We start from the raw sequence: 18,949 nt of genomic DNA, 5'->3' as shown, positions 1-18,949 counted from the left end.
GCTATCAACGGCTAGTCTTGTGACTTGCTCTGTTGAGTAAATCTATGCCCTCCCCTGACTGGGAGGGCTTTTTAATGGGAAAGATTCTATCTGAAATAGAAATATGGCGGGGAATCGTGGGTTTGGCTTCTTATGCCGCAATCGCGTTGTAACACTTGCGTTTGTTGTAGGCTCCATCCCCTGAAATTTGCTCGATCTCAGGCTCAATCCCGTCTAAGACATCAGCAAACGCTTTATCGTCCCTGATGCTTTTGGTATTGGCAACTGCCACTAGAATTTTTCCCGTGAATGCTCTTCTTAGAAACATTTCTGTAGGCTTAAAAGCGTTGCTATTTCTAAAAAGCTGGTGACAAGACTCGAACTTGCGACCGGCGGTTTACAAAACCGCTGCTCTACCAACTGAGCTACACCAGCATTTCCCTCGATAAACACAATAGCAAATTCTGCATCCATCTAGATCAAGTCTCTCCATTTATCATCAAGGATGACGTAGATATGGTAGATATGCAGGCAAAAATTCCATATATCCTGCCAACACATTTTAGAGACACTTGCAGGATTGCATCTAATTGGAGTGTTATGAAGCTTTTTTCGTTAATGCGTAACTTCTATTTTTCTTAGAAAAGCTTAAAATTATGCCATCATGATGCTCAAATCGATTAAGCTATCACTCAATTCATTAGCATTTTTCTAAAGGCTGTGCCGTGCCGAAACGAATCTCTTGTCTTCTGCTATTAGTTACTCTTGGGCTGTGGGGGGCTGCTCAGCCTAGCTCTGCCCAATCATTAATTCCTCACACATTGCGCTTAGACAACGCCAAATTGGAACAACAAGGAATTGGGTTAGCACAGGAAGCGTCTCAGCTAGCGCAGTTTCAACAATATGAACTTGCCTTGCAGCGAGCAAAGTTGGCAACGCAGTTGGCTCCTAAAAGCCCGGAAGTGTGGTCTTTGTTAGGTGGGCTTTATCTCCAAACGAATGATTTAGATCGAGGTATTACTTCGCTCAAAAAATCTCAGTTGTTAAGTGGAAGCGGTAAGAATTCAGCGATTTTATTTGCGTTGGGGTCTGCTTATTTCCAAAAGGGAAGTTATTTGACTGCGGTAGATTACTTAAAGCAGGGGCTTAAGGTTAAGCCGAATGTGCCGGGTGCTTTGTTTGATTTGGGGAATGCCTATTTAATGTTGCGACAGTTTCCTGAGGCGATCGCTCAATATGATCAAGCCGTGGCTCAAGATAAAAGCTTTTGGCCCGCCATCAATAATATTGGTTTAATTAAATATGAAACAGGCGATGAGGAAGCCGCAGTAAAGCAGTGGCAAAAAGCAGCAGATTTAGATCCAAAAGCAGCAGAACCTCGACTGGCGATCGCGGTGGCTCTGTACGCTAAGGGTAAGCGTGATCAAGGCTTATCTTCAGGGGAGGCAGCTATTCGATTAGATAGCCGCTATGCTGACCTGAAATTCTTAAAAGAAAACTTATGGGGTGAACGATTGCTCGCAAACACTCGTAAACTGCTTGAAACGCCACAAATTCGGGCGACCCTGGCACAAATTCAAGAGAAAAACCCTAGATCTCAGCGTCCTTCTCCTTCTCCTCAGCGTTCTTCTCCCCCTCCTCGGACTCCTTCTTTTCCTCGGTAGTTATATTCCCTGTTCCTTCCATGCGATTGAAACCCCATCCCAGAGTACAGGGTGCATTTCCCTTAGCGCAGCGATCGCCTAGAAAAAAGCGCCATCGATTCAAAAAGCAATTGTTTTGGTTGCTCATCCTTCTGCTGGTCTTGTGGGTTAGTTACCGAGAGATCAATAACTACTTTGTTGAACCCCAAGCCATTTTTGTTTTAGGAGGCGCAACTGGACGCGAAAACTTCGCCGCAGAATTTGCGCGGCAGCATCCAAAACTACCCGTGTGGGTTTCGGGCGGCAGCAATCCTGAATATACCTATGGCGTTTTCTCGGATGCCGGAATCAATCTTAACCAACTCCACATCAATCGAGAAGCCGTTGACACCGTAACCAACTTTACAACTCTCGTCGATGAACTCAAGGCAAAAGGTATTCACAGCGTTTATCTAATCACTTCCGACTATCATATGCGGCGAGCGAAAGCCATTGGCGAAATTGTTTTTGGGAGTCGAGGAATTTATATGAGACCGATCGCCGTCCGGTCTAATCAAGCGGCTGAACCCTGGCAAAAAGCAGTGCGCGACGGGGGCAGGGCAGTGCTTTGGGTCACCACGGGCTACAGCGGTTCAACCCTAAAACAACAGTTTAGCCCTAATTAAAAGCGCACTCATGAGTGGGTTCGATTGGCAGTTTCGAGAGATTGTTTGGCGGCTTTCTCCTTGCGTTCACTATAGCGATCGGTTAAATAATCAACCTGTTCTCGCAGCAACAGCGTGAACTTGTAGAGTTCTTCCATCACATCGACCAAGCGATCGCGGTAGGGTGAGTCTTTCATTGTGCCATCTTCGTTAAACTCTTGATATGCTTTTGCCACAGAAGACTGATTGGGAATCGTAAACATCCGCATCCAACGTCCTAACAATCGCAGCGTGTTCACGGCATTAAATGACTGAGAACCGCCGGATACTTGCATTACCGCTAACGTTCTGCCTTGGGTAGGGCGAACAGCACCCAGGCTAAGGGGAATCCAATCAATTTGGTTTTTCATAATGCCAGAAACTTGCCCATGCAATTCTGGACTCGACCAGACTTGCCCTTCTGACCACAAGCTTAACTCTCGAAGTTCCTGCACCTTGGGATGGGTATCAGGCACACTACCATAAATCGGCAATTCTCGCGGGTCGAAAAACTTCACGTCCGCCCCAAACTCTTGAATGATTCGGGCGGCTTCTTCGGCTGCCAAACGACTGTAGGAGCGATCGCGCAGAGAACCATACAAAAACAAAATTCTGGGAGGATGGTCAAAACTGGACATAGTAAATGAGTAAATCACTGGTTTAGAAGGGTAGTCGTGACGCATAGCGCAAGCGCAACGACAGTTTTTCGTTCCTGTATGTACAAATGCAGATGATCGGCTCAAGACTTATAAAAGGTCTGGATTCTCACCCAACTCTCGCAGCCGGGTCGCCAATCTTTCAGCCCGTTGGCTTTCTTGTTCAGCCCGTTGACTTTCTTGTTCAGCCCGTTGGCTTTCTTGTTCAGCCCGTTGGCTTTCTTGTTCAGCCCGTTGGCTTTCTTGTTCAGCCCGCTGGTACTCCTGCTCGGCTCGTTGTTCTAGTTCCACAAAGGTGAGGAATCGCTGTCCATCAGGGCGGTAAATTGTTAGGTCTGCTTGAGTTAAGTCAAATCGAATTCCTAAGCGGGGACTGATCCATTCTTGTTCTAGCGCCACCCACTCTAGTCCTAAATCGCCGCGCAACCACACCTGTAGTTCGTTCGTGGCTGGGTTGTAGATGTAATATTCTTCAACGCCATGGTGGTCAAAAAACAGAAGCTTTTGGCTCATTTCTTGAGGAGTGTTGCTGGGAGACAAAATTTCAAATACCACTTGGGGCGGCTGGTGATTTTCTTCCCACTGTTTGTAAGAAGAGCGTCTTCCTTTAGGTCGCCCAACCGCCACCATCACATCAGGCGCACAACTGACCGTGTTGTTTCCTTCAATTGGATACCAAAATAAATCGCCTGCGATGAACACATTTGGATCAGCTGCAAACAACATCTCTAGGTTGCTTTTAAACAACACGATAATCTCAAAATGCTCAGTATTATTCGCCATGGGCTGACCATCGCAATCAGGATAAAAAACTTCACTGGGTGCTGGGGCTGAAGGGATTTGCGTTGTTTGGGCTGGGGCAACCATAGCGACAACCTTATGAAGCGTAAACGGGATATTGATCAAGTTTAGTCGATCTCATTTTACCTGTCTTTTCTCGTCACATTCGGGCGATCGCAGCCAAGAATTAGCCGGGACTGCATTGGGAGTATAGGCAACTAGGGCGATCGTGCCGTCTGCTTCCTTTACCCATCCTTGAGCTTCCACGATTTCGGTGAGGGGCTGATTGACGGCGGTTTGAGTGGTGGTGCGGAAGGTGAGATCGGTTGCTGGCACTGAAACCCAATTGGCAGAAACACTCTCATCGGACAGTGGATCGGTTGGGCTGGATGCAATGCCGCCACGTCCGGTACTTACAAATCGGCTGCGTCCTTTCTCGCCATAACTGCACTTTGAAGTCACCAAATCTGTAACATCCCGAAAAGTGGCTGGTAACTGGGGAAGCAATTCAAACTGGTTCTCTCCTGGGATATCTACGATGCCATCCACGCCAAATTCAGAACTAGCTGTAATATCACTTTCAAGCGTACGAATCTTGCCCTCTCGAAACACTCGCACTGAGCCACCCTTCAGCAAGTCTCCCTGACGGCGACCCCGGTTTGATGACCCTTTAAAGAAGGGTGACGTGATAAAAATGTTACCCCCCCGACCATCCTCAGCATTGGCAACAATGTCGTTGTTACTTGCCAGAAAGGTGATAATTGCCAAGGCGCTGATGCTAATATTTCCCCCATTGCCAACGCCACGCGCCTGGGCTGAAATTTCGTTATCACAACATCCCATCGCGATCGCTCCCCGCACACCGATCGCGATATTTGCATTTTGACCACTGGCGGTTGTGGCTTGAATGGCGCTTCCATTTTTCATGATCAGCGAACCACCAGCAGTAATGCTAATATTTCCAGGATTTCCGGTACTTAGACCACTCACGGTAATTAATCCATGATCTCTAAGCTCAATATCCCGCCCCACTTGTAGAGTGATATTACCTGCATTAAAATTGCTCCGAGTTGCTGCGCTGATTAGCCCTCTATCTGTAAGTCTAAGTGATTCTGTTTGAACAAAAATATCACCTGCATTGCCTCTGGCTCCTACTTCAGAACTGACAAACAAGGCGGATGCAAACTGATTGAAGCCCGATATCTCTACACTATTCGAGGCATCAATAAAAATTGCTCCTGCATTCCCACTACCACGAGTTAGCGCCTGTAATTGAGAGCCAGCCTCTAACACAAGGTCGCCTGTGGAAACGGCAATAGTGCCACCCTGTCCCTGCCCGTTGCTGTCAACTGTGGAAAAAACATCCGCATCTGTTAGACGGATAGAGCCATTCCGATTTTCAGTGATCAGGGATACATCACCTGCGCTACCTTGCTGGGCGGTGAAGTTTTTCAAGTCAGATTGCATGGCTGAAATGGAGTTAATCGCACGGATGGCAATATCGCCTGCATTCACATTAATCCCACTACTTACTGCCCCAATGTCATTTTTCGTGTTTAGCTGAGTTCCAGTAATGGTGATAGCGACGGGTGAAAAGCCGGGGTAGTCTAGATCGTAGTCATCAGATCGCCCCACAAGGATTCGCCCCACATGCCCTCTGCTAAAGATATCACTGTTTTGAAGGTTGACGCGATCGCGCCCACTGATCACAATATCGCCAGCAAAACCAGAGTCAAAATTGGTTGTACTCAACGTGACATTATCAACCAATATCGAGCCTTGAGCGGCAATTAACTCAACCGTGCCAAAGGAGCTAGAGCGCTCGGTTGTATTGCTTTTACTGAAGATATTGCTATTTGCGACCGAGATTAACTCTGAAGCATTTAGCCGAATGTCGCCTGCCCGTCCTGTTCCCGAATTGCTGGTGTTTAGGGTGCTGTCAGCAATTCGGATGATTCTAGGTGAAACACTATTCGGAAATTCATTTCGCGTTGCCGCAGATTGACCGATCAAAGTTCGCCCAAACTGCCCAGTGCTGGAAATGGTGCTGTTGTTAAGAATATCGACGCGATCGCGAGCGCTAATCGTAATATCTCCGGCAAACCCTGTGCCCGCATTCGTGGCAATGATTCTGGATTGATCTAATAGGACTGATCCTCCGGTAGATTCCAGTTTAATCGCACTGAAGTCAGAGAGCAGTGCATTCCTGCTGGTGCTGTTAATTTCGCTACCATTCGCTAGAAAAATTTGGTTCTGCGCTTGAATCTGAATATCGCCTGCAAACCCTAATCCCGTATTTTGGGCATTGATTTGCGATCGGTTGAAAACCACTGATCCAGAGGGCGATCTCACTGTAATATTTCCCCCTGAATTGGCTCCCGTAGAAAAGGATCTGATGTTACCAGCAAAAATGTCTCCCGCCGCTGTCAAGCTGATATCACCACTCACTCCTGCCGCTGGTGTTGCTGAATTAAGTGTTCCGGCAGCAGTGTTGATGGTTCCAACTTGGCTAGTCAGGGCTATTTGTCCAGCAAAGCCGCTACCGCCTGCGCCAATATAAGAGCCGATAGCGGGAGTAGTGCCGCCGTTAGAGTTGGGAAAATCGCTAGATGTCGTGATGTTGCCAAATGCCGACAGCGTAATATTACCGCTATTGCCATTGGAGGTTGTGGAGTTGATATAGCCACCACGGGCATCGATCGCCCCAGAGCGGCTGGTGAGCGTAATATTGCCGCCATTACCAGTATTGAGGGGGCTATTAACAAACGATGAAATTCTGCCGCCTGTAATAATGCTACCGCCTGCATTGATCGTGATCTCCCCACCGTTGCCAGCCCCACCTCTCACGTAGGACTCGACTGCATCGCCTGTAACAATATCACCGTTTACAGTCCCTAAAATAATTTGCCCCGCTTGCCCACCCCGAACACTAGAGGTCAGGGCTGCGGTATCAATCCGTCCGTTGCTGAGCAGAATAATGTTTCCGGCGGTGCCATTTTCTAGAACGATGTCTCCGTTGATTTGATTAATAGTGCCCACGATCGAGTTCAACTTGCCTCTGGTCGTATCGATTGATCCGCCTGCTAGCAGTGCAATTGTGCCTGCAACCCCACGCAGCCCGTTTACGCCTTGGTCGAGTTGGCTCACACTCGTATCAATGCTACCCAAGCCAGGGGTAGAAGGTGCGCCTGTTCTAATATCACCGCGTGAATCAATCACCACATTGCCAAACGTGCCGATTGATCGACTAATTTCAATTAAACCAGCCGATAGAGCCAAGTTTGGAAAGTAGTTATTGGTCAGAAATGTGGGTCCGTTTGGTCCAGCAGGAGAGCCATTGCTAATTTGCCCAACCGTAATTCTTGAACCTGTGGGAAAGGGGCGAAAGAACGGATTAACAGCCCCTACAGGAAACTGAAGATTGGCAGATAATCCGCCCAATGCTGCCCAATCAATTCCGGCTCTCACATCCAAGGTAGAGCCAGTGCTGCCGTCAATATTTCCGTAAGGAGTCCGTGAAAGAGCGGCGAAGAAGGGATTATTAGGATTGATAGTGGTTAACACGCCGCCTGGACCTGTGATGTTAACATCGCCCAGCGTGACGCTGCCTCCAGCCAGAATGTGGAGAGATTCTCCGGTGTAGTTCCCTACAAATACATCCCCGATCGCTAGAATCACCGGGTCATGGGGACTAAATAGGTTTCCGGGACTACCATCTAACGTCTCAATCCGAAACGTGCCGCCAGCGTAGTAGTGGGCATCTCCAGTAACACTGCTAGTCGATCTCAACACGAGATCGCCGCCAGAGAAGAAACCACTGTTGGGATGATTCAGGGCAAAGATGTCGATCGCGCGATCGCCCTGCACCGTCAGCTTTCCACCAGCGATCGCGATGAAGGGAGTGGTGACATTATCCCGCACTTTCACAGTGTCCAAAGCGCGGAGGGTTAAATCGCCGCCTGACTGGAGTTGCCCTTGGAGATCCAAGTTGCCTGCTGCTAGGGTCAGATCTTTCCCGGCGGTCAGGTTACCAGCATTGGCGATCGTTGCCTGATGATTGAGTCCGTACTGCAAACCGGGACGAATATTTACTGTCAACAGGGGCGGAGCTTGAGGATTGGTGGCGCTGAATTCGCTGCCATCGGGAAACCTGAAGCTGTTGGCGGTGCTTGCCAAAAAAGAACCCGCCACATCAAGGCGGGCATTGGGACCAAACAGAATGCCGTTGGGGTTGATCAAGAACAGGTTGGCGGTGCCGTTCACACCCAAGGTTCCAAAGATTCTAGAGGGGTTGGCTCCCGTAACGCGGCTCAAAATGGTTTCAATGCCGACTGGGTTGGCAAAGTAAACTCGCTGCCCATCGCGCACATTAAACTGGGAAAAGCTGTGAAATAAATTGACTCCGCGTGTGGCTCCACCCTGAATTAAATCGGCTGGCAATCCGCGCACTGTGGCATTCGGTAAAACACTGGATGATTCGGTTCCCAAGGTTTGATCGGGAGCGATCTGTGCTGAAGACGGGATCGCAGTAAAGCATAATCCAGCTAGTCCGAAGCTAACGATCGCGGTAGATGCTGGATGCCAGTGCCAAGTTTGAGCCATTTCAGTAACACCTTTTTTACTGGTGCAAGTAATATTACTGAAAAAATTATCCTATCGGAGATAAGGGCAATACCTTTTTGGAAAGAACTTAATGATTAGGAAGTGGGATGCATCGGTTGTCTACTACTGCCACTACATTGAGATCGCGGTCTTGAAAAACGTCGATCAACCGGGCTAGATACCTATGGGTGAGTTAATGTTTGCAAAAAGGCGATTTGGGCTTCCCGCAGTTCAGCCTGGGAGTTGGCAGTTTGGATAATCTGTATCGCTTCAGCGAAGGATGAGCCAGATTTAATTAAGTAAGCTGCTAGCATGGTTCCCGTTCGGCGATTGCCGCTGGTGCAGTGAACCGCGATCGCGTTACCAAGCTGATTTTGTTGAGCAACAAAAGCCTGTAGTTGCTGAATCTGTTCCTGAGTTGGGGCTGTTCCGCCTTTCGTTGGTAGCCACAGGTAAGGAAGACCCGTCTGTTCATATGCATCAAGGTTAGAGGGATCATCCATCACGGATACAATCGCCCCAATCCCTACATTTTTCAACTCAATGATTTCATCAGTCGTCGGCTTACGAACGCCTGCCAATTTGTCGGGAATTACCCACCACAGATTTTCTGCGATCGCTTGCACAGGTTGTGCGTCCATCTCTATTGCTCCAATTGCTCCAAACTCTGAATCAGCATCACGACGCGCTCTTTCACCTGATCGCGTACTCTCGGAAAAATTTCAGGTTGTTCGGCTGGATCGTCCAACTGCCAATCTTCAAATACCTCTCGCACCACCCATTCGCCGGGTAAACTTGCGCCACAGCCGCAGAGAGAAATCACTACATCAAAATCGTCTGGCTTAAAGTCGCTCAATGGCTTCGAGTATTGATTTGTAATGTCAATCCCGATAGCGTTCATCGTGGCGATCGCCTCTGGACGTACTTGACTAGCTTCTAACCCAGAACTGGTGACTGCAATTTTGCCTTTGCCTAGGGTTTTGGCAAATCCTTCTGCCATTTGCGATCGCGCAGAGTTCTTCTTACAAACAAACATCACTCGTTTCATCTGAATGCCTTTTATTTATCAAATGTTGATTTGTCGAATGTTGATCACATGTCTTGAATACAGTCCTGAAAATTCCTGGATAGCTGTCGATAGACCATCACGGCTAACTGGGCACCTAAAATTGGCGCAACCCAATAGAGCCATTGATGTTGCCAGATGCCGCTAACGAGGGCAGGTGCGAGCGATCTCGCGGGGTTCATGCTGGCTCCGGTGATTGGTCCCATGCAGGCAGCTTCTAAGCCTACGGTTAACCCGATCGCAACTCCGGCAAACCCAATTGAGGCACGGCGATCCAGACCTGACCCCAAAATGATCAACATCAGGATGAACGTTAGCACGGCTTCGAGTATCAACGATTGCAACCAATTCTCGTTGAGCGGCAGAGTTGCGCCCAAGTTTGCCACGTTGCCCAAACTCAGACGTAGCAGGACAGAAGCCGCGATCGCGCCACTCAACTGAGCCGCAATGTAGGGCAATACTCGACGTTTTTGAAAAAAGCCGCTGCTCCAAAATGCGATCGTCACCGCTGGGTTAAAATGAGCGCCGCTAATGTGCCCGAACGCATAGATCAGCGCCGTAACAACTGCTCCAAACACAAAGCTAATCCCTAGATGCGTCACGGCACCGTTGCTGATCTGGTTCACCATTATGGCTCCCGTTCCGGCAAAAATCAGAATGAAACTGCCGATCGCTTCTGCCGTTAGCGCTGGAGCTAAAACACCCAAGCTTTCAATATCCAGTAATGTCGATTTTGTTGCCATTAATATTGATGCTTAATGTAGATATCTCAGAGCCATTTGCAAAACGCTATTTTTTCACCTCTGCTTTTTCGCTTTCAGAAAGCTGGAACACTGCTTGTTTTTTTAGCAATTCCGCGATCGTCACATTCGGTTGAGGAACGCCCTCAAATACCGTGCCAATTTCACCGCGCGTAAATTGGATCGTCGCCAGACGATATGCCTCGGCGGGTAGGGGAACATAGCCGACCAATTTTGATACCCGTCCGGCGTGGGTTAGGTAGTATTCGACAAAGGCTTTGACCTCTGGATTATCTTGAGCCGCTTTAGAGTTCACATAGATAAACAGTGGGCGAGAAAATGGCTGATAGGTAGCGCTGGCAACTGCTTCACGAGAGGGCAAAACTGCGCCCTTGCCGTTGTCTACTGCTAAAGCTTTCAAGCGATTTTGGCTTGCTTCAAAATAGGCAAGAGGAATGTAGCCCAACGCATTGGGGTCTTTTTCAATTCCTTGAACCAGCACATTGTCATCCTCGCTGGCAGTATAGTCGTTGCGGCTTGCATCTGGATTGCCCGTGGTGACTTCATTAAAGTAATCGAACGTACCAGAATCTTTTCCTGCCCCAAATAAAGCCAGGGGTTTGTTGGGATAGGATGCTCGAATTTGATTCCAGTTTTTGATTTTGCCTTCAGCTAGAGGCTCCCAAATTTTTGTCAATTCTGCGATCGTGATATCGTTCGCCCAATCGTTTTTCGGATTGACAGCAATGGTCAGGGCATCGAAGGCGACAGGAATCTCAATGAATCCGACTCCTGAGTTCGCACAGACTTCTGCTTCTTTCAGCAGGATCGGACGGGACGCATTGCTGATAGCCGTTTCGCCTGCACAAAATTTGTTAAAGCCGCTGCTGGTGCCGGAGAATTGCACATCAATATTGGCTGTGCTGTTGCTATTGCGATACTCTTTGGCGATCGCGTCTGAAATGGGATAAACCGTACTGGAACCATCAATTTTGATTGTTTTTGCTGTACTAGTATTGGAACTCTCTGCTTGAGTTTGAGTGCAGCCAGATAGGGTCGCGATCGCGACGATTCCGACAAAAGTAAATCCAAGCTTTATGAAGAGACTGGTAGCCATTATTGACCTCATCCTTTGCAATTTTTATAGGACATCCAGGCAATGCCTTTAGGCACCCGAATGATTGATGAAAATAATTCACTTGAAGTTGTATTGTTATCATTTCAAATAAAGTTGATTTATCGTGTTTAGCACAACACATCTTTAAGAAAGTTCACTTAAAAAATTGATGCGTTATTTAGTCTTGACAAGCAGGGGCAGGCACAATTGGGCTAAAGCGGCGATAGTCGGCAAGGTACTGTTCTAGCACGACAAACTGAGGCAGATTTAAACTGTAATAAATCCAGCGACCCTCTTGACGGGCACGTACTAATTCAGCTTCTTTCAACGTTTTGAGGTGAAATGACAACTTCGATTGGCTCACCTCTAAGCGATCGCACAAATCACAAACGCAGAGTTCTTGTTGCCGTAGCAGATCTAAAACCCTTAGCCTGAGTGGATCAGAAAATGCATGAAAGCCAGCCGCGATCGCGGGAGAAATAGCTGCTTGTACCATCAATTTTTTTTGAAATACACCTTAGTCTTACGAGCAAATGCCATTTCGTCAATAGGAATGATTTGTCTAATTGGCACGGTTGGCAGAATTCGGACATCTCTCGACTCAATCAAGACTGAGCGATCGCTCAGTCTTGAGGTGCGATCGTCTGATTTGAACTTTTCGCAAATAGGCAAGCGTGGCATAATAAAACGTCTGAAATTTGTGACAAAGGTAACTATGGCAACTTCCCCCCAGCCTGCACTGCTGGTTTTGGCAGACGGATCTTCTTATCCCGGCTACTCGTTTGGCGCGTTGGGCACCACCATTGGAGAAGTCGTTTTTAACACAGGCATGACGGGTTATCAGGAAGTGTTGACCGATCCGAGTTACTGTGGGCAAATTGTTACCTTTACCTATCCTGAGTTGGGCAATACGGGCGTAAATCCAGATGATGAAGAGTCGATGCGTCCTCAAGTGCGGGGCGCGATCGCCCGAAATATCTGTGCAAGACCCAGCAATTGGCGATCCACTCAATCTTTACAAAACTACTTTAAACAGCACCATATCCTAGGCATTTACGGCATCGATACCCGTGCTCTCACTCGTAAGTTGCGCTCTATTGGTTCCATGAACGGCGCTATTTCCACTGAAATTCTTGACCCGAATGATTTGTTGCAGCGGATTCAAGAAGCTCCCAGCATGGCTGGACTTAACCTGGTGAAAGAAGTCACTACCGCCGCAATGTATGAATGGTCAGAAATCACCGAAGTAGGCTGGGAGTTTAGCCCCGGCACCCAAACCGACGAGGAGCCTCTCACTGTCGTTGCTTTAGATTTTGGCGTAAAGCGCAACATTCTGCGTCGTCTTGCTAGCTATGGCTGCCGAGTGATTGTGGTGCCTTCCACTACTTCTCCTGAAGATATTCTCAAATATAATCCCGACGGCATTTTTCTCTCCAATGGTCCGGGCGATCCTGCTGCCGTCACCGAGGGAGTGGAAACTACAAAAGCTTTATTAAACAGCCAAAAACCTATCTTTGGCATTTGCATGGGGCACCAGATTTTGGGGCTTTCCTTGGGTGCCGAAACCTTTAAGCTCAAGTTTGGACACCGAGGACTAAACCAGCCCTGCGGCTTAGAGCAAAAACAGGTGGAAATTACTAGCCAAAACCATGGCTTTGCCATTTCTGCCGACTCCCTGCCCGATGCTGATGTGGAAATCACTCATCTCAATTTGAACGATCGCACTGTTGCTGGCTTGCGTCATAAATCCTTGCCGCTATTCTCGGTGCAATATCACCCCGAAGCTAGCCCCGGTCCACACGATGCCGATTATCTATTCGAGCAGTTCGTTAATCTGATGCGAACTTCCCGCCAGCAGCCCGTCACCTAAGACAATGCATACGATATGGCGCACCTTTCAGTTCCTAAAGTCAAGTCAATGTCATGGCACTATATCGCCCTTCAACTCCAAGAGGAGGCGATCGCGTTGGGTGTTTGGGTTTATCCTGATGTTCCAAAGGGTTGCTCAGGAGAATCGCCTAGGCGGTTTTTTGATGAAAGCCGATGGCGGGATTTGAACCCGCGACCGCTCGATTACGAATCGAGTGCTCTACCACTGAGCCACATCGGCAAATAGCTAACAGTCACAGATTATAACAGGCTTCGATATCGTTACTTATCTCATAAACCTTGACTGATCGAAGCAACTGCATGAAATTATGGAGTCAGGAGTTTAATTTGAGATAGGACTGACTCCTAGTTGCCTGTTTATAGAAGTTAAAATTTGAGGCTAAAGTCTGGCGAGATCGCGGTGATTGGTGAGATCCTAAGGCATGATGAAGAAAGACTGATTACACTTAGCTCTTTTTTCAAAAAACGTCCATGGCTACTCCCCTAAGCGGCACTCAAATTCGGCAAACCTTCCTCAACTTTTTTGCAGATCGCAATCATCGGGTGCTTCCCAGCGCCTCACTAGTGCCGGAAGACCCAACGGTATTGTTGACGATCGCGGGGATGTTGCCGTTTAAGCCAATCTTTTTGGGACAGCAAGCCGCAGAATTTCCCCGTGCCACCACGTCTCAAAAATGCATTCGCACCAACGATATTGAAAATGTGGGACGCACGGCACGGCACCACACCTTTTTTGAGATGTTGGGCAATTTTAGCTTTGGAGATTATTTTAAGTCTCAGGCGATCGCCTGGGCATGGGAGCTTTCCACTCAAGTGTTTGAGTTGCCGCCAGAACGGGTGGTTGTCAGCGTTTTTGAAGAAGATGACGAAGCGTTTGCGATTTGGCGCGACGAAATTGGCATTCCGGCTCATCGAATTCAGCGCATGGGCGCAGATGATAACTTTTGGGTATCGGGTCCGACGGGTCCCTGTGGTCCTTGCTCCGAGTTGTATTACGACTTTAAGCCCGAATTGGGAGATGACGCGATCGACTTGGAAGACGACAGCCGCTTCATTGAATTCTACAATCTGGTGTTTATGCAATATAACCGGGATGTTGAGGGCAAGCTAACCCCGCTTAAAAGCAAAAATATTGATACAGGTTTGGGGCTGGAGCGGATGGCGCAAATTTTGCAAAAAGTGCCCAATAACTATGAAACCGACCTGATTTTTCCGATTGTGAAAACGGCAGCGGAAATTGCCGGAATTGACTATTACACTGCCGATGATGCAACTCAAGTGGCGCTAAAGGTGATTGGGGATCACATTCGGGCAGTGGTTCACATGCTGGCAGATGGAATCACGGTTTCCAATGAGGGGAGGGGTTATGTGCTGCGTCGCCTGATTCGACGAGTGATTCGCTACGGGCGATTGATTGGGATTGATCGGGAGTTTACACCGCTGGTGGCAGAAACGGCGATCGCCCTTGCCGAAGATGCCTATTCTATAGTTCGCGATCTGGATCGGACGATTAAATTGGCACTGCAACGGGAGGAAATTCAGTTCCTCAAAACGTTGGAATTAGGAGAGAAAGAACTCGCAACAGTGATGGCACAGGTCGGTACGGGTGGGCAAATTCCTGGAGTCAATGCCTTCACGTTATATGACACCTACGGCTTCCCGTTGGAATTGACCGAAGAAATCGCTGCCGAAAAAGGACTTACGGTTGACACAGACGGCTTCACCGTTGAAATGGAAAAGCAGCGATCGCGATCGCGCAACGCCGTAGAAACCATTGACCTGACGGCTCAAGGGGCATTAAATCAACTGGTGGGGCATATTCGCGAAACCGAGTTTTTGGGCTATAAAGTGCCAGCGGTCGAAGCAGAAGTAGAAGCGCTGTTAGTGGCTGGGCGGGTAGTTTCGGTGGCGGAAGCGGGCGCAGAGGTGCAAGTAATTCTGAATCAAACGCCGTTTTATGCTGAATCGGGTGGGCAACTGGGCGATCGCGGCTATCTAACCAGTGAAACAGCGCTGGTTCGGATTATGGATGTTAAAAAAGATGCTGGATTTTCTGTTCACTATGGGCGAGTCGAACGGGGAGCGTTGCATATTGCTGATCAAGTAACGGCACAAATTGATCTCGCCTGTCGCCGTCGAGTCCAGGCACACCATACTGCCACTCATCTGTTGCAGTCTGCGCTCAAAAAACTTGTGGATGAGTCAATTTCTCAGGCGGGTTCCTTGGTTGGGTTTGACTCACTCAGATTTGATTTTCGCAGTCCTCGCGCTTTAACTGCTGAAGATGTGCAGCAAGTGGAAGAGCAGGTCAACATTTGGATTGCAGAAGCCCATGTTGCCCACACCGAAGTTCTGCCGATCTCGGAGGCAAAGGCACGCGGCGCGATCGCCATGTTTGGGGAAAAGTATGGCAATGAGGTGCGAGTGCTAGATGTGCATGGGGTATCCATGGAGCTTTGTGGCGGCACCCATGTCAGCAACACGGCAGAAATTGGGCTGTTTAAGATCACGTCAGAATCGGGCACGTCCGCCGGAATTCGCCGCATTGAAGCCGTGGCTGGATCTGCGGTGTTGGAATATCTCAACTTACGCGATGAGATTGTCAAAGACTTGAGCGATCGCTTTAAGGTGAAGCCCGAAGATATTCGCGATCGCATCACCGCCCTGCAAGCCGAATTAAAAACCACCCAAAAACAGCTAGAAGCGGCGAAATCTCAGGTTGCCTTGGCAAAAGCCGATAGCCTGTTGGCAAAAGCTGAATCGGTCGGCAAATTCAAAATTTTGGTTGCAGAACTGCCGGGAGTTGATCCCGAATCGCTGAAAACTGCTGCCGAGCAACTCCAGCAAAAGCTGCAAGAAGGCGCAGTATTTCTTGGCTCTGCCCCTGAACCCGGAAAAGTTAGCCTGGTCGCTGCCTTTAGCCCCGGAGTGGTGAAAACAGGCTTACAGGCTGGCAAATTTGTGGGCGCGATCGCCAAGATCTGTGGCGGCGGCGGCGGCGGCAGACCCAACCTCGCCCAAGCAGGCGGACGCGACAACGGCAAACTCGCCGAAGCCCTAGAAGCAGCCAGGAATCAGCTAAAAAGTAGCTTAAGTCAAGATTAGGTTTCAGGACTGGAGCAAATGTCGAATAGAGTACATGTCGAATGCAGAATGTCGAATGCAAATTTACTTGCACACTTCGCTCTTCGTTACTTGTTATTTGCCCTTTGTCACTCGCCCTTCGTCATTTGCATTTCGTGCCTTACCTCATTTGCTACATAAATTTAAATTTTTCTGATTAAATTGGCTCCACTTTAGCTGAGGGAGAGTACCTTAGTAGCGGACTACTATAGCAGTATCCACTGACCCCTAACCCCTGATTCCCTAATACCTGCTATAAATTCGTAAGAATTGCATTTTGCCCCAAACTGGGAATACTGAATCCTAAGTCACTAGTTACAGACAAAATCAGGGGTGGCGAACGTAGGAGCCTTTGAGGAACCAATGGAGAATCGACCAGAAATTAGCGGTGAACATGGAAGAACGGTTGAAAGCATCCTGCAAACGGTGACTCAGGATCTGAAGCATTTGCATCAAGGGTTAGTCACTCAACTCTCTCAAGAAGTGACGCAGCTTCAGGCGGAGAAAGCCCGGTTGACTGCGGAAGTTGGCAGACTGCAAACAACTCAACAGGCGTTGCAAACGCGACAGCAAGATTCGTTATCTCAGCAGCAGATCGCCCAACAGCAACTTTGGGCGAAGCAATTGGCGCTTGTATTAGCGAACCATTTGCAAAACGTGATGGTGCAGCAGGTCAATCAACTTGCTAAGACGAATCAACTGGGCGGTGGCAGGATGGCGCTGTCTGGCGATCGCAGTGATTCGAGCGACCATGCCCAGCGGTTATTGGCATCATTAGACGCAACCTTTAGCGCCACTTTTAATACCTTGCAGCAAGAACTGACCAGTTATGAAAGTGCCCTCTCGCAGCAGCTTAGCCGAATGCACAACTTGGAGCAGCAGGGAGAAGCTGTTTTAGAAACATTGGTTAACCGACTTCGCGATCAGTTGTTATTGGAAGCCGGACGACGATCGCTAGAGCCATCTTTGCCCCAAGCAAACAGCACATCCAGCAGCTATCCGGCGATCTCCCCGACCCAGCAACCCCAACCGGGCTATCCGCCTGAACTGCCCATTTCCTCACCACGATCTGCGCCAGCCCCTCAAGCCTATTCTGCCCAATCCCAACAGCCTCGATCCTCTGCGCCGATCTCACCTACGCCACTAGCAATTCCTGGCACACCTGTTCCACCACAGACACCTGCAAAAAAAGAGCTATCTAGCTTTTGGACAGGATTGTGTTTGGTGCTGCTCTCAACCGTGGCGCTGTCGATTCACAATGTGGTGGTACGGATTATCGGCAATGGTCGCGTTGATCCAACCACAGGCAGTTTTCAGCTTACCCCAGCCAGAGTGCTAGACAGCTTTGATGTGGGCGGTTTCCTCCAGCTTAATTTAGGCAATTCGCTATTGATTTTGTGGCTGCGAATGCTGGTAGTGATCCCGCTGATGGTCGGTGTCGCGATGGTGCTTTATCCCCCTGTATGGAGAGATTTACTGCGGTTTTTTAAGCTGAAAGATCGCAAGCCCATCTGGATTGTAATTGGCAGTGGTTTTTTTCTTTTTCTATCCCAAGTGCTGATTTATATTGCGATCGGGCAGATTGGCGCAGGACCCGCTGTCACCATTTTGTTTATGTATCCCATTTTTACGGTGCCGCTGGCATGGGTTCTGTTTGGCGATCGCCCAACTCCTTTGCGGTGGGCAGTCATGGCTACAATTTTGGCAGGAATTATTTTCACGGCACTTCCAAAAATTAATGACTCTGGCAAAGGGTTTTCACCAGAAGGCATCCTGATTGCCGTTGGCTCTGGTGTTGCCTTTGCTTTGTATCTGATTTTGATGCAGCTTGGCTTTAAAAAGTTACACCCCGTCCCTGTTAGCCTGATTCAGTTTTCCACTATTTTTGTATTGTCTGCCGGGATTTTGATTGGGCTAGGTCCCAACTTAGGCGTAATGGTTGAGCCAGACAATCGCACAGGCTTTATTTTGAGTGGAATCGTATTGGGCTTTTTAACCCTGGTTGGCTACCTATCTAATAATTTTGGGGTGCGCTATATGGGAGCGGGTTTAGCCTCCATTGTTGCCTCGATTGGTCCCGTCATGACAGCGTTACTTGCCTGGATTTTGATTCAGAACAAGCTAGAAGGAGTGCAGTGGTTTGGCATCTTTTTAGTGACTGCAGGAGTGGGCGCGCTTAGCTTTGAGCGGATGAAACTACAAACGAAAAAGAAATAGGCGTTGCTGAATCAAGATAGGAAATTCGTAGGGGCAATCCCTTGTGCTTGCCCTTCATTGATGCTGAATCAAGATAGGAAATTCGGGCGTTGCATAATGGAGCCATGAATTGAGGCTAAACCTAATGCAATGTCCTGAGTGTGATTCTAGTCATATAGCCCTAAGCATTTAGATTAGGGCTATATGTAGAGGAAAGAAAAACATTAGATAATACCAATGCCCGTCCCTTATAGTGAAGACCTACGCCAAAAAGCGATTGCTGCGGTGGAGCGTGGAGACCATAAAAGCGAAGTCAGTCGAATGTTAAATATCAGCCGTAACACGCTCGATTTATGGCTGAAGCGAAAGGAGCAAACTGGCACCTGCCAAGCTAACACCCATTATCAGCGGGGAAATAGACATAAAATCACGGACTGGCAACGGTTTAGAGAGTTTGCTCAAGCTCATGGGGGT

The 18,949-nt window shown here is 48.5% G+C and carries 16 protein-coding genes and 2 tRNA genes; 6 read left to right on the top strand and 12 right to left on the bottom strand.

Annotated features, from left to right (window positions below):
• Positions 1-130: 130 nt before the first annotated feature.
• Together AB3R30_RS25050 and AB3R30_RS25045 are read right to left on the bottom strand one after the other, a co-directional pair.
• The gene (locus AB3R30_RS25050; RefSeq protein ID WP_458651933.1) at positions 131-271 is read right to left on the bottom strand and encodes a hypothetical protein; all 141 of its coding nucleotides are present in this window, start codon (positions 269-271) and stop codon (positions 131-133) included.
• Between the two features lie 70 nt (positions 272-341).
• Positions 342-414, bottom strand: a tRNA-Thr gene (locus AB3R30_RS25045).
• 290 nt (positions 415-704) lie between these two features.
• Here AB3R30_RS25045 and AB3R30_RS25040 point away from each other — a divergent pair.
• Both AB3R30_RS25040 and AB3R30_RS25035 read left to right on the top strand, forming a co-directional pair.
• Positions 705-1,643 carry a tetratricopeptide repeat protein gene (locus AB3R30_RS25040; RefSeq protein WP_458651932.1) on the top strand — a complete coding sequence of 313 codons (939 nt, stop codon included), beginning with the start codon at positions 705-707 and terminating at the stop codon, positions 1,641-1,643.
• Between the two features lie 20 nt (positions 1,644-1,663).
• Positions 1,664-2,287, top strand: a complete 624-nt coding sequence (locus tag AB3R30_RS25035; protein ID WP_458651931.1) for a YdcF family protein — start codon at positions 1,664-1,666, stop codon at positions 2,285-2,287.
• 8 nt (positions 2,288-2,295) lie between these two features.
• On the opposite strand, the gene arsH is transcribed toward AB3R30_RS25035, so the two are convergent.
• The 9 genes from arsH to AB3R30_RS24990 all read right to left on the bottom strand — a co-directional run bounded on the left by arsH (position 2,296) and on the right by AB3R30_RS24990 (position 11,947).
• Positions 2,296-2,943: an arsenical resistance protein ArsH gene (arsH, locus tag AB3R30_RS25030; protein ID WP_458651930.1), complete on the bottom strand. Its 648-nt coding sequence runs from the start codon at positions 2,941-2,943 to the stop codon at positions 2,296-2,298.
• A gap of 108 nt (positions 2,944-3,051) precedes the next feature.
• Positions 3,052-3,828, bottom strand: coding sequence for a Uma2 family endonuclease (locus tag AB3R30_RS25025; RefSeq protein WP_458651929.1), 777 nt, complete (start codon positions 3,826-3,828; stop codon positions 3,052-3,054).
• Positions 3,829-3,879: 51 nt separating this feature from the next.
• Positions 3,880-8,343 carry a two-partner secretion domain-containing protein gene (locus tag AB3R30_RS25020; RefSeq protein ID WP_458651928.1) on the bottom strand — a complete coding sequence of 1,488 codons (4,464 nt, stop codon included), beginning with the start codon at positions 8,341-8,343 and terminating at the stop codon, positions 3,880-3,882.
• 182 nt (positions 8,344-8,525) lie between these two features.
• Positions 8,526-8,984, bottom strand: a complete 459-nt coding sequence (locus AB3R30_RS25015) for a phosphatase domain-containing putative toxin (RefSeq protein ID WP_458651927.1) — start codon at positions 8,982-8,984, stop codon at positions 8,526-8,528.
• Positions 8,985-8,986: 2 nt separating this feature from the next.
• The gene (gene arsC / locus AB3R30_RS25010) at positions 8,987-9,391 is read right to left on the bottom strand and encodes an arsenate reductase, glutathione/glutaredoxin type (RefSeq protein ID WP_458651926.1); all 405 of its coding nucleotides are present in this window, start codon (positions 9,389-9,391) and stop codon (positions 8,987-8,989) included.
• A 44-nt stretch (positions 9,392-9,435) separates the two neighbouring features.
• The gene (locus tag AB3R30_RS25005; protein ID WP_458651925.1) at positions 9,436-10,152 is read right to left on the bottom strand and encodes an MIP/aquaporin family protein; all 717 of its coding nucleotides are present in this window, start codon (positions 10,150-10,152) and stop codon (positions 9,436-9,438) included.
• 46 nt (positions 10,153-10,198) lie between these two features.
• Positions 10,199-11,266 carry a PstS family phosphate ABC transporter substrate-binding protein gene (locus AB3R30_RS25000; RefSeq protein ID WP_458651924.1) on the bottom strand — a complete coding sequence of 356 codons (1,068 nt, stop codon included), beginning with the start codon at positions 11,264-11,266 and terminating at the stop codon, positions 10,199-10,201.
• 178 nt (positions 11,267-11,444) lie between these two features.
• A complete protein-coding gene (locus AB3R30_RS24995) occupies positions 11,445-11,762 on the bottom strand; it encodes an ArsR/SmtB family transcription factor (RefSeq protein WP_458651923.1) in 318 nt (105 codons plus the stop codon).
• Complete coding sequence (locus AB3R30_RS24990; RefSeq protein WP_458651922.1) at positions 11,762-11,947, bottom strand: hypothetical protein; 186 nt, start codon at positions 11,945-11,947, stop codon at positions 11,762-11,764. The genes AB3R30_RS24995 and AB3R30_RS24990 overlap by 1 nt, the downstream gene beginning before the upstream one ends.
• A gap of 34 nt (positions 11,948-11,981) precedes the next feature.
• On the opposite strand from AB3R30_RS24990, the gene carA reads away from it, so the two are divergent.
• The gene (gene carA / locus AB3R30_RS24985) at positions 11,982-13,136 is read left to right on the top strand and encodes a glutamine-hydrolyzing carbamoyl-phosphate synthase small subunit (RefSeq protein WP_458651921.1); all 1,155 of its coding nucleotides are present in this window, start codon (positions 11,982-11,984) and stop codon (positions 13,134-13,136) included.
• 168 nt (positions 13,137-13,304) lie between these two features.
• Here the strand turns inward: carA and AB3R30_RS24980 are convergent.
• Positions 13,305-13,376, bottom strand: a tRNA-Thr gene (locus AB3R30_RS24980).
• 251 nt (positions 13,377-13,627) lie between these two features.
• Here AB3R30_RS24980 and alaS point away from each other — a divergent pair.
• From alaS to AB3R30_RS24965, 3 genes are all read left to right on the top strand, one after another.
• Positions 13,628-16,261: an alanine--tRNA ligase gene (alaS, locus tag AB3R30_RS24975; RefSeq protein WP_458651920.1), complete on the top strand. Its 2,634-nt coding sequence runs from the start codon at positions 13,628-13,630 to the stop codon at positions 16,259-16,261.
• Between the two features lie 381 nt (positions 16,262-16,642).
• Positions 16,643-18,496: an EamA family transporter gene (locus AB3R30_RS24970; protein ID WP_458651919.1), complete on the top strand. Its 1,854-nt coding sequence runs from the start codon at positions 16,643-16,645 to the stop codon at positions 18,494-18,496.
• Positions 18,497-18,712: 216 nt separating this feature from the next.
• Positions 18,713-18,949, top strand: a 237-nt coding sequence (locus AB3R30_RS24965) for an IS630 transposase-related protein (RefSeq protein WP_458651918.1), incomplete at its 3' end; no start/stop codon positions are given.

This window comes from Sivoneniella epilithica UHCC 1019 (assembly GCF_040830845.1).
GTDB lineage: Bacteria > Cyanobacteriota > Cyanobacteriia > Leptolyngbyales > Leptolyngbyaceae > ULC077BIN1.
Note: the sequence above shows the minus strand (reverse complement) of the source record. Positions and strands in the feature narration are given on the sequence as shown.

Bases quoted from the DNA above. Each gene is read 5' to 3' on its own strand.
- AB3R30_RS25035 (WP_458651931.1), top strand. From the start codon at position 1,664: ATGCGATTGAAACCCCATCCCAGAGTACAGGGTGCATTTCCCTTAGCG.
- arsH (WP_458651930.1), bottom strand. From the start codon at position 2,943: ATGTCCAGTTTTGACCATCCTCCCAGAATTTTGTTTTTGTATGGTTCT.
- AB3R30_RS25025 (WP_458651929.1), bottom strand. From the start codon at position 3,828: ATGGTTGCCCCAGCCCAAACAACGCAAATCCCTTCAGCCCCAGCACCC.
- AB3R30_RS25020 (WP_458651928.1), bottom strand. From the start codon at position 8,343: ATGGCTCAAACTTGGCACTGGCATCCAGCATCTACCGCGATCGTTAGC.
- AB3R30_RS25015 (WP_458651927.1), bottom strand. From the start codon at position 8,984: ATGGACGCACAACCTGTGCAAGCGATCGCAGAAAATCTGTGGTGGGTA.
- arsC (WP_458651926.1), bottom strand. From the start codon at position 9,391: ATGAAACGAGTGATGTTTGTTTGTAAGAAGAACTCTGCGCGATCGCAA.
- AB3R30_RS25005 (WP_458651925.1), bottom strand. From the start codon at position 10,152: ATGGCAACAAAATCGACATTACTGGATATTGAAAGCTTGGGTGTTTTA.
- AB3R30_RS25000 (WP_458651924.1), bottom strand. From the start codon at position 11,266: ATGGCTACCAGTCTCTTCATAAAGCTTGGATTTACTTTTGTCGGAATC.
- AB3R30_RS24995 (WP_458651923.1), bottom strand. From the start codon at position 11,762: ATGGTACAAGCAGCTATTTCTCCCGCGATCGCGGCTGGCTTTCATGCA.
- AB3R30_RS24990 (WP_458651922.1), bottom strand. From the start codon at position 11,947: ATGCCACGCTTGCCTATTTGCGAAAAGTTCAAATCAGACGATCGCACC.
- carA (WP_458651921.1), top strand. From the start codon at position 11,982: ATGGCAACTTCCCCCCAGCCTGCACTGCTGGTTTTGGCAGACGGATCT.
- alaS (WP_458651920.1), top strand. From the start codon at position 13,628: ATGGCTACTCCCCTAAGCGGCACTCAAATTCGGCAAACCTTCCTCAAC.
- AB3R30_RS24970 (WP_458651919.1), top strand. From the start codon at position 16,643: ATGGAGAATCGACCAGAAATTAGCGGTGAACATGGAAGAACGGTTGAA.